This window comes from Streptomyces antioxidans (assembly GCF_000968685.2).
Taxonomy (GTDB): Bacteria; Actinomycetota; Actinomycetes; order Streptomycetales; family Streptomycetaceae; genus Streptomyces; species Streptomyces antioxidans.
Window position 1 is genome coordinate 11,625 of sequence record NZ_LAKD02000029.1, and the last position, 10,649, is coordinate 22,273.

5 protein-coding genes and 1 riboswitch are annotated in these 10,649 nt (G+C 74.4%); of the genes, 3 read left to right on the forward strand and 2 right to left on the reverse strand.

Annotated elements, in window-relative coordinates; translation table 11 throughout:
• Positions 1-53: 53 nt before the first annotated feature.
• Complete coding sequence (locus tag VT50_RS11790) at positions 54-4,727, forward strand: cation-translocating P-type ATPase (protein ID WP_240529134.1); 4,674 nt, start codon at positions 54-56, stop codon at positions 4,725-4,727.
• A 183-nt stretch (positions 4,728-4,910) separates the two neighbouring features.
• Positions 4,911-5,039, forward strand: coding sequence for a hypothetical protein (locus tag VT50_RS40970; RefSeq protein ID WP_276207304.1), 129 nt, complete (start codon positions 4,911-4,913; stop codon positions 5,037-5,039).
• Positions 5,040-5,089: 50 nt separating this feature from the next.
• On the opposite strand, the gene VT50_RS11795 is transcribed toward VT50_RS40970, so the two are convergent.
• Entirely contained in the window at positions 5,090-6,088 is a 999-nt protein-coding gene (locus VT50_RS11795) for a cation diffusion facilitator family transporter (RefSeq protein WP_046090341.1), read from the reverse strand.
• 316 nt (positions 6,089-6,404) lie between these two features.
• Here VT50_RS11795 and VT50_RS11800 point away from each other — a divergent pair, with 316 nt between their 5' ends.
• The gene (locus VT50_RS11800) at positions 6,405-6,659 is read left to right on the forward strand and encodes a hypothetical protein (protein ID WP_075200565.1); all 255 of its coding nucleotides are present in this window, start codon (positions 6,405-6,407) and stop codon (positions 6,657-6,659) included.
• Positions 6,660-6,755: 96 nt separating this feature from the next.
• On the opposite strand, the gene cobN is transcribed toward VT50_RS11800, so the two are convergent.
• Positions 6,756-10,400, reverse strand: a complete 3,645-nt coding sequence (gene cobN / locus VT50_RS11805; protein ID WP_046090345.1) for a cobaltochelatase subunit CobN — start codon at positions 10,398-10,400, stop codon at positions 6,756-6,758.
• Between the two features lie 52 nt (positions 10,401-10,452).
• Positions 10,453-10,539: riboswitch (cobalamin riboswitch) on the reverse strand.
• Positions 10,540-10,649: the final 110 nt, after the last annotated feature.

Consider the following 10,649-nt stretch of genomic DNA (forward strand, 5'->3'; position numbering starts at 1 on the left):
AGCATAGGCCGATCTTTGGATCCCGGCGTTCAGGACCGAGGGGAGAGCAGTCTGTGCTGCCCATCACGATGCTCACGGGCCTGGTCTCCGCGCCGTCCCGCGCGATGAACGGTCTGCGGCTGCGGCTCGCGGACCTCAACGACATCCTGCGGGACACCGGCGACCGGCGCGGCGGCCGGAGCATGTGGGCACGGGCGGGCCGGGCGCATGTGGAGGTGCGCGGGCTGACCGGCCACGGGGACGGCCATGAGCGGCTGGTCCGGGAGCTTGAGGACGCGCTGCGGCGGGTGGCGGGCGTCAACTGGGCCGGGGTGAACGCGGCACTGGGCCAGGTCCTGGTCGACTTCGACGAGGACCGGCTCGGTCCGGACGATGTGCTGGAGGTGATCGAGCGCGTCGAGGAGGCCCGGGGCACGGACGCGGACACCTTCCCGGCGGGCCGTCCGCAGCCGCCGTTCGCCTCCGCTCCGGCGACGCTGGCCGCGACCGCGCTCGCCGCCGACTGCCTGGGGCTGCTGACCGCCGCGATCCGGCGGGTGGCGATGCGGCCCGCCCGCTCCCCCGCGCTGCGGCTCCCGGCCGTGATGGCGGAGCTCCAGCCGCGGGTGCGCGGTCTGCTGGAGTCCCGGTTCGGCCGTGCCCACGCCGACACCCTGATCGGCGTGTCGAACGCCGTGGTGCACGCCCTGACCAGGGGTGAGGCCCCGCTCGCCCTGGACGCGCTGCAGCGTGTGCTGCAACTCGCCGAGATCCGCGGCCGACAGGCCGTATGGGAGCGCCGGGAGCCCGAGTTGGTGGCGGACGGCGATGGGCTCCCGGCACGCTCGCACCCGCCCGCCGCCCGGCCCGCGCCGCTGCCTCCAGGGCCGGTGGAGACCTGTGTCGACCACACCTCGCTGGCCTCGCTGGCCGGGGCGGGCGGGCTGCTGGCGTGGACCCGCGACCCCGAGCGGTCCGCCAAGGCGCTGCTGGCCACCGTGCCGAAGGCGGCCGCCATGGGCCGGGAGGCGTTCGCCGCCCGGCTGGGCGATGTGCTGGCGCGCGACGGCGCGGTGCCCATGGACGGCACCGCACTGCGGCTGCTGGACCGCGTGTCGGCGGTGCTGATCGACTCGCGGGTGCTGTGCGCCCGCCGTCCCCGGCTGCTGTCGGTCACCACCGTGGGGGACCTGGGGGAGGCCGAGGCGTGGAGCGCCGCGCAGTCCGTCCTGGACCGCCGCACGCTGCGGGAGCTGTCCGGCGAGGGGCCCTGGACCCACGGCCGGTGGCGGCTGGAGCGGTCCTCCGAGCTCCCCGCGGCGCTCCCGGCCAGCCCGCTGGCCCTGACCGCGGAGCTGTGCGGCGAGGACGGCCGGCGGCAGGCCCGGATCCGGATCGGCTGTGAACTCGACCCGCTGGCCGACGCCCTGGTGGTGGCGGCACGCTCCGGTGCCCGGCGTCTGGTGGTCACCAGCCATGCCAGCACGGACGAGATCGCTCCGTGGGCCGATGAGCTGCTGCCGCTCGGCATGTCGCTGCCCGACACGGTGCGCCGGCTGCAGCTCGAGGGCCACGGCGTGTTGCTGATCAGTGGCGAGGACGACGAGGCACTGGGCGCGGCGGATCTCGGCGTGGCCGTCACGGCGCGCGGTGCGGACCGGGTGTGCTGGTCGGCGGATCTGCTGTGTGGCCCGGGGCTGCTCCACGCCTGGCGTGTCCTGCGGGCCCTGGAGGACGCGCGCTCGGTCAGCCGGCGGTCGGCCCGGCTGTCCATGGGTGGCTCCGTGCTCGGCGCCCTGATCGCCGCGGCGGGGACCCGGCCCGCGGTGGCTGGGCTCGCCACCTCCCCGGTGTACAGCGCGGCGTTCCTGGCCGTGCTCGGCGGGATCGGCGCGGCGCGCCGGGTGGAGCGCCGCCCGGCACCGGAGCCCCGCGTCCGCGGCAACTGGCACGCCCTGGGGGCGCGGGAGACCCTGAGCGTGCTGCGCGCGTTCCGGGAGAACGGGACCGAACTGCCCGACGGCTCGGGCGCGTTGCGTAGCACGGGCTCCGGGGACCCGGGCGCGGCGCGGGCTTCCGGGGCGGTGTGGGCCGCCGGGGCGCGGCCCGCGCACAAGGCCGCCGGGACGGCCGTACGGACCGGGGCGCCCGGTGCCGCGGGGCACGGCCCGGCCCGGTTCGCGGCGCTGGCCAGGAACGCCGCCCCGTCGGCCCGGTTCGCGGCCCTGACCCGGAACGCCGCCTCGCTGGCACACGCGGTGCGCGAGGAGCTGCACGATCCGCTCACCCCGGTGCTGGCGCTCGGCGCGGCGGCCTCCGCGGCCGTGGGGTCCGGGGTGGACTCCATCCTCGTCGTCAGTGTGATGGCGGGCAACGCGGTGATCAGCGGCGCCCAGCGGCTCCGTGCCGAGCGCTCGCTGCGCGCACTGCTGCTGAGCGAGCGGATGAACGGCCGGCTGGTCGCCTGGGCGCCCGCGATGTCCCTGGCGGACGGGGTGACGGCGGACCGTGAGGTGTTCTTCGCGGGGCTGGCCACCGCCCCGGTGCGCACGGTGGCCACCGAGGAGCTACGGGTCGGGGACATCGTCGCGCTGCGCCCCTCGGACGTCGTACCGGCCGACGCCCGGCTGCTGGTCAGCGACCGGCTGGAGCTGGACGAGGCCGGGCTGACCGGTGAGTCCGGGCCGGTCGCCAAGGACCCGGCCGCCACCCCGGGCGCCGATCTGGCGGACCGGTCCTGCATGCTCTACCAGGGCTGTACGGTGCTCGCCGGAACCGGATACGCCGTGGTCGTGGCCGCCGGGGCGCAGACCGAGGCCGGGCGCGCCGCCGAACTGGCCGGGCACGCCACCGCCCCCGTCGGGATCGAGGGCAGGCTGGCCGCGCTCACCAAGGTCGCACTGCCCGCCACCGGTCTCGGCGGTGCCGCCGTCACCCTGCTGGGACTGGTGCACGGAGTGCCGGTGCGCGAGGCGCTGTCCACCGGAGTGGCCATCGCGGTGGCCGCCGTGCCCGAGGGGCTGCCGCTGGTGGCCACGGTAGCGCAGTCCGCCGCGGCGCGCCGGCTCTCGCACCGTGGGGTGCTGACGCGCTCGGCGCGGGTGCTGGAGGCCCTGGGCCGGGTGGATGTCGTCTGCTTCGACAAGACCGGCACGCTGACCGAGGGGCGGCTGGCCGTGGCCCGGGTCGCCGGGTACGACCAGGAGCTGCCCACCCGCAGCGCGCTGGGCAAGCGGCTGCTGCGCACGGCGGCCCGGGCGTGTCCCGAGCCGGAGGGTGGGCGGGCGCTGGCCCACGCCACCGACCAGGCCGTCATCGACGCGGCGGCGGCGCACTGCGAAGGGGACGGCGCCTGGCGCCCGGTGTCCGAGCTGCCCTTCGAGGCCAACCGGGGATTCTCGGCGTGTCTGGGCACGCGGTCCGGGCGCCCGCGCCTGGCGGTCAAGGGGGCGCCCGAGGTCGTGCTCGCCCGGTGCGCGTACGCCCTGAGCCCGGGCGCGGCGGACGACACCGTGCCGCTGACCCCGGAGCGGCGGAGCGCCACCGAGCGCCTGCTCCACTCGCTGGCCTCCGACGGGCTGCGGGTCCTGGCGGTGGCCGAGGCCCGGCCCGCCGCGTCCAACACGCCGGCGGCGGAAGTGGCCGAGCTCGCCCGGGAGCTCACCCTGCTGGGCTTCATCGCCATCGCCGACACCACGCGGCCGGGCGCCGCCGAGACCGTCAAGCGGCTCACGGGCGCCGGGGTGCGCGTCGCCATGGTCACCGGCGACCACCCGACCACGGCGGTCGCCATCGCCCGGGAGCTGGGCATCGCGGACGCCGAGCCGGTGCTCACCGGGGCGGAGCTGGACACCCTGCCCGAGGGCGAGCGGGTCGAGCGGATCGCCCGTACCAGCGTCTTCGCCCGGGTCTCCCCCGAGCACAAGGTCCGTATCGTCCAAGCACTGCGGCAGGCCGGACAGGTGGTGGCCATGACCGGGGACGGGGTGAACGACGCGGCCGCCATCCGCCTCGCGGACATCGGCATCGGGTTGTCCGCGCATGGCTCGGCCTCGGCCCGCGCCGCGGCGGACCTGGTGCTCACCGATCCGGACCCCACCCGGATCCTCGACGCGCTCCGGGAGGGCAGGGCGCTGTGGCGCAGTGTGCGCGACGCGGTGGCGATCCTGGTCGGCGGGAACGCGGGCGAGGTCGCCTTCACCCTCCTGGGCGCGGCGGTGGCCGGGCGGGCGCCGCTGGGCACCCGTCAGCTGCTGCTGGTGAATCTGCTGACGGACATGCTGCCCGCCCTCGCGGTGGCCCTCGCCCGGGCCCGGGAGCCCAAGTCCGGTGAGGATCCGCTGATGGGCGGCCCGTCATCGGCGCTGTTCGGCTCCGATCTGGGCCGTATCCTCGCGGTGCGCGGCAGTGCCACCGCGCTGGGCGCCGCGGCGGCCTGGCAGTGCGGGCGGATGACGGGCCGGGCCCGGCGGGCGAGCACCATGGGGCTCGCGGCGCTGGTCGGCACCCAGCTGGGCCAGACCTATCTGACCGACTGGCACAGCCCTCTGGTGCTGATCACCAGCGCGGCCTCGGCGGCCGCGCTGTTCGCCATCGTGGAGACTCCGGTGGTCAGCCACTTCTTCGGCTGTACGCCGCTGGGCCCGATGGCCTGGTCGATCGTCGGGGGCTGCTCGGCCGCCGCCACCGTGGCGGCGGCCGTCGCGCCGCGGCTGCTCTTCCCCCGGCGGGTGCCGCTCGCGGTCTGAGGACGGAGCACGAGAACGGGAAATCTCGGGTGTTTCACACTCAGATCTTTCCGTCCGTTAACCGGACGCTCACCCGATGTGTGCCGCCCGCTTTCCGGCCCCGCTCAGCCTATGGAACTGGAAGCGGATGCCTCGCTTCCGATCGTGTTCCCTTCCGATCCTGTTCCATCCAGTGAGGTACCCATGGCCGACATTCTCAGGACCGTCCTGGTCAGGCTGGCTCAGCTCGCGCTGGAGGCATTGGCCGCCCAGCTCGCGAAGACGCTGCTGACCGCCGCCTTCAGGCCGACCGGCGCCCCGGCCGCGGTCTGACCCCGCCGACCCACCGGCCCCACCCGCCGTTTCCGGACCCCGGCCCCGTATCAGTGACCGTACGACGCGGCCCGGTGCACCGGGCCGTGGGCGGTCGGACAGTGCTCCCCGTCCGCACGCCCCCGCGCGGCGGGCTCGTCCAGATGGTCCACCTGCAGCGTGGTGTGGGTGATCCCGTACTCACCACTCAACACCGCCTCCAGGCCCTCCCGGACGGCATGGCAGTCGCCGCCCACCGCCACCAGGACGTGCGCGGAGAGCGAGACCTCGCCCGAGGTGATCTGCCAGACATGCAGATCGTGCACCTCGGCCACCTGCCCATGGGCCACCAGCCGGGCGCCCACCTCATCGGGCTCGACACCGGTGGGGGCGGCCTCCAGCAGCACCCGGCCGGAGGCCCGCAGCAGTGCCACGCCCGCCTTGACCATGAGGAGGACCACGAGCAGACCGGCGATCGCGTCGGCCCGGGCGAAGCCCGTCGTCACCACCACCAGTCCCGCGACGGCGGTGGCGATGAAGGCGTAGAGATCGTTGACCACATGCTGGAAGGCGCCCTCGACATTGAGCGAGGCGCGGTTCGCCTTCGACATGCACCAGGCCGCCGCGACATTCACCACCACACCGGCCAGCGCGGTGGCCAGCACCAGACCGCCGGTCACCTCGGGCGGATCGATCAGCCGTCCCACACCCTCATAGCCGAGATAGCCGCCGAGCAGCAGCAGGGAAAGCCCATTGGCCTGGGCGGAAAGGATTTCCGACCGCTTGAGGCCATATGTGTATCCGCCACGTGCGGGGCGCGCCGAGAGCCGGATCGCGATGAGCGCGAGCACGATCGAGGCGGCGTCGGTGAGCATATGCGCCGCGTCGGACAGCAGCGCCACGGAGCGGGCGACGATCCCGACGATGACCTCCACCGCCATGAAGCCGCCGATCAGCGCGAGGGCGAGGGCCAGCCACCGGCGGTCGGCGTGCTCCACCACCCCGTGGGTGTGGCCGCCGTGGCCGGGCCCGCCGTGCCCCTCGTCCGTTCCGTGCGCATGAGCTCCCACCGGCTCCTCCTCGGATCGTCTTCGGGACAGCGCAATTGAAACAGGCCCGAGGGGAATTCACCAAAGGCTGCAATGGACACGGTTATCAATAAACTCTATGGACCCGGCAAACCCTTGCCCCGGTGCGCTTTGGCGGGCTTTATGAATGCGGCAATGCTTTTCATTTCGCCGGGCGAAAAGGGAGCGGTCCGGTCCCCGCCCGGGCCCGCCACCGGCCAGTCGCTGACGTGTGCGACACCACGCCGATGCGGGTGAGACCGGCGTACGGAAGGTGACCCGGCGGGGCGCGGCGCGTTGTCCGATTATGACGACGACGATGCGACGCCGTTCTCTCTCGCAGCCGAGCAGAGCGCTGGACCGGAGCACCGAAGGCGACGGAACGGTTCACCAGACCGTTCAAGCATCCACATCCGTACCGATCTACGCGGCGCTGGTCGAGCGCTGGGCCTCCGCGGGGCGCGCGGTGCCCGGGCGCTACGACCGCGAGTGGACCGAACTGGTCAACTGTCCCCCTTGGCCGGACCGGATCCGGGCGGCGACCCGCCCGGCGGCACGGTCCGCCGCCGACTGAGCCACCGCCGAAGCGGCGCGCCCACGCACCGCCGGGCGCGCCGGGCGCGCCCACCCGTCGGACGCGCCCACCCCCGCCGGGAAGCGGCGAACGCGCCTACTCGTCGTCCCCGCCCTCCAGGCCGCCCTCCGTCTCCAGATACAGCTCCCGCACCCGCTCCAGCACCTCCGGGTCGGGCTCGTCCCACAGCCTGCGGCTCTCGGCCTCCAGCAGCCGCTCGGCCATGCCGTGCAGCGCCCAGGGGTTGGCCTCCTCCAGGAACGCCCGGTTCTCCGGGTCGAGCAGATAGGTCTGGGCGAGCTTGTCGTACATCCAGTCGGCGACCACGCCCGTGGTCGCGTCGTAGCCGAAGAGGTAGTCGACCGTCGCGGCGAGCTCGAAGGCGCCCTTGTAGCCGTGGCGGCGCATCGCCTCGATCCAGCGCGGGTTGACCACCCGGGCCCGGAAGACCCGTGAGGTCTCCTCGTGGAGGGTGCGGGTGCGGACCGTCTCGGGGCGGGTTGAGTCGCCGATGTACGCGGCGGGTGCGGTGCCCTTCAGTGCGCGCACGGTGGCCACCATGCCGCCGTGGTACTGGAAGTAGTCGTCGGAGTCGGCGATGTCGTGCTCGCGCGTGTCGGTGTTCTTGGCCGCGACCGCGATCCGCCGGTAGGCGCTCTCCATCTCCTCGCGCGCCGGCCGCCCCTCCAGGCCACGGCCGTAGGCGTAGCCGCCCCAGACCGTGTAGACCTCGGCGAGGTCGGCGTCGGTGCGCCAGTCGCGGCTGTCGATGAGCTGGAGCAGTCCCGCGCCGTAGGTGCCGGGGCGGGAGCCGAAGATCCGGGTGGTGGCGCGGCGTTCGTCGCCGTGTGCGGCGAGGTCGGCGCGGGTGTGCGCCCGTACGTAGTTGTCCGTCTCGCTCTCGTCGAGGGAGGCGGCGAGCCGTACGGCGTCGTCCAGCAACCCGACGACATGCGGGAAGGCGTCCCGGAAGAACCCGCTGATGCGCAGGGTGACATCGACACGCGGGCGGCCCAGCTGGTCGAGGGGCACGGGTTCGAGCCCGGTCACCCGGCGCGAGGCGTCGTCCCACACCGGTCGGACGCCCAGCAGTGCCAGCGCCTCGGCCACATCGTCGCCGGAGGTGCGCATCGCGCTCGTCCCCCACAGCGAGAGGCCGACGGACGTCGGCCACCGACCGTCGTTGTCGGCGCGGTAGCGCTCCAGGAGCGAATCGGCGAGGGCCTGGCCGGTCTCCCAGGCCAGCCTGCTGGGCACGGCCTTGGGATCGACGGAGTAGAAGTTACGGCCGGTCGGCAGGACGTTGACCAGTCCGCGCAGCGGCGAGCCGGACGGCCCGGCCGGGACGAAGCCGCCGCTCAGCGCGTGTACGGCGTGGTCGATCTCGTCCGTCGTGGCGGCCAGCCGGGGCACCACCTCGCGGGCGGCGAAGTCGAGCACCGCGGAGACCGCGGGGCGCTGGTCGTCGGGCAGGCCGAGGACCGCCTTCTCGACGGCCTCCGGGGCCCATGCGGCGTCCTCCATCGCCTGGACCAGCGCGCGGGCCCGCTCCTCGGCCTCGTCGGCACCGGTGCGGGTGGCGGCCGACTCGTCCAGGCCGAGCGCCTCGCGCAGACCGGGGAGCGCGGACGTACCGCCCCAGATCTGGCGGGCGCGGAGGATGGCCAGTACGAGGTTGACGCGCTCGGGCCCGGTCGGGGCGGCGCCCAGGACGTGCAGTCCGTCGCGGATCTGGGCGTCCTTGACCTCGCACAGCCAGCCGTCGACGTGCAGCAGGAAGTCGTCGAAGCCGTCGTCGTCCGGCCGCTGCTCCAGGCCCAGGTCGTGGTCGAGCCGGGCGGCCTGGATGAGGGTCCAGATCTGGGCGCGGATGGCGGGGAGCTTGGCCGGGTCCATCGCGGAGATGGCCGCGTACTCGTCCAGCAGCTGCTCGAGACGTGCGATGTCGCCGTAGGAGTCGGCGCGGGCCATCGGCGGCACGAGGTGGTCCACGAGGGTGGCGTGGACGCGGCGCTTGGCCTGGGTGCCCTCGCCCGGGTCGTTGACCAGAAAGGGGTAGATCAGCGGCAGATCGCCGAGCGCGGCGTCGGGGCCGCAGGCGGCGGACAGCCCGGCATTCTTGCCCGGCAGCCACTCCAGGTTGCCGTGTTTGCCCAGGTGGACCATGGCGTCGGCGCCGAAGCCGCCGTCCGCCGTCGCGGTGGCCATCCAGCGGTAGGCGGCCAGATAGTGGTGCGAGGGCGGCAGATCGGGGTCGTGGTAGATGGCGATGGGGTTCTCGCCGAAGCCGCGCGGCGGCTGGATGACCACCAGGAGGTTGCCGCGGCGCAGCGCGGCCAGCACGATCTCGCCCTCGGGGTCGCGGCTGGTGTCCACGAACATCTCGCCGGGCGCTGGGCCCCAGTGCTCCTCGACCGCGTCCCGGAGCTGCTGCGGCAGCGTGGCGTACCAGCGGCGGTAGTCGGCGGCCGGGATGCGGACCGGGTTGCGGGCGAGCTGGTCCTCGGTCAGCCACTCCTGGTCGTGGCCGCCCGCCTCGATGAGGGCGTAGATCAGCTCATCGCCCTCGCCGGAGACCAGGCCGGGAAGCGCGTCCGGTCCGTCCTCGGGGCCGAGGTCATAGCCCTCCGCGCGCAGCCGGCGCAGCAGGGCGACGGCGCTCGCGGGCGTGTCGAGGCCGACGGCGTTACCGATCCTGGAGTGCTTGGTGGGGTAGGCGGAGAGGACGAGCGCGAGGCGCTTGTCGGCGGCGGGGATATGGCGGAGCCGGGCGTGTCGTACCGCGATTCCGGCGACACGCGCGGCGCGCTCGGCATCGGCGGCATAGACCGGCAGACCGTCCTCGTCGACCTCCTTGAACGAGAACGGCACGGTGATGAGCCGCCCGTCGAACTCGGGGACGGCGACCTGGGTCGCGGCGTCCAGCGGCGACAGCCCCTCGTCGTTCTCCTGCCACGCGGCGCGCGGCGAGGTCAGGCAGAGCGCCTGGAGCACGGGCACGTCGAGCGCGGCGAGCGCGCCCGCGTCCCACGCCTCGTCGTCGCCGCCCGCGGACGCCTCGGCGGGGCGGGTGCCTCCGGCCGCGAGGACGGTGGTGACGATGGCGTCGGCCGCGCCCAGGGCATCGATCAGCTCGGGTTCGGGGGCCCGCAGCGAGGCGACGAACAGTGGCAGCGGGCGGGCCCCGGCGTCCTCCACTGCGCGGCACAGGGCCTCCACGAAGGCGGTGTTGCCGCTCATGTGGTGGGCGCGGTAATAGAGCACCGCGACGGTCGGAGCGGTGGCGTCGGCGCGGCCGGCCGCGCGGGCGGTGCGCTCCAGCGGACCCCAGGTGGGTGCGGGGGCGGGCGGTTCGAAGCCATGGCCGGTGAGCAGTACGGTGTCGGAGAGGAACCGGGCCAGCTGGTCCAGGTTGGCGGGCCCGCCGTGGGCGAGGTAGGCATGGGCCTCGGCGGCGATGCCGACCGGGACCGTGGACGCCTCCATGAGCTGGGCGTCCGGGGCCTGTTCACCGCTGAGGACCACGACGGGCAGGTCGCCCGCGAGCAGCGTCTCAAGCCCCTCCTGCCAGGCGCGGATGCCGCCGAGGAGCCGTACGACGACGAGTTCGGCGCCGTCGAGCAGGCCGGGGAGGTCATCGAGGGCGAGGCGGGCCGGGTTGGCGAGCCGGTACGGCACCGGGCCCGTGGCGGCACGGGCGCTGAGCAGGTCGGTGTCGGACGTCGACAGCAGCAGAATCATGCGGCGCATGCCTTCCTCGGGGTCCGCGCCCCGGGCGGGTTGAAGACGGCGGCAGTTCCTGGCTCGCGCGGCCGCTGCCCGTTCGGCAGCCGCCGCGCTCACAGTGGCGGGACCGCGCCGGATTTCCACCGGCTTCCTACCGTGAGTGCCGTCTTGTGCGTTCGGCGGGCCGGGACCGACCCGCCGCTGAGCATAGTAAGCGTTGCTGACCTGCCACGGGGCGGTGCGTTCTGGTCTGCGTCGGGCCCG

Coding starts and splice junctions, on each gene's coding strand:
- VT50_RS40970 (WP_276207304.1), top strand. CDS start 4,911: ATGGCCGACATTCTCAGGACCGTCCTGGTCAGGCTGGCTCAGCTCGCG.
- VT50_RS11800 (WP_075200565.1), top strand. CDS start 6,405: ATGCGACGCCGTTCTCTCTCGCAGCCGAGCAGAGCGCTGGACCGGAGC.
- cobN (WP_046090345.1), bottom strand. CDS start 10,400: ATGATTCTGCTGCTGTCGACGTCCGACACCGACCTGCTCAGCGCCCGT.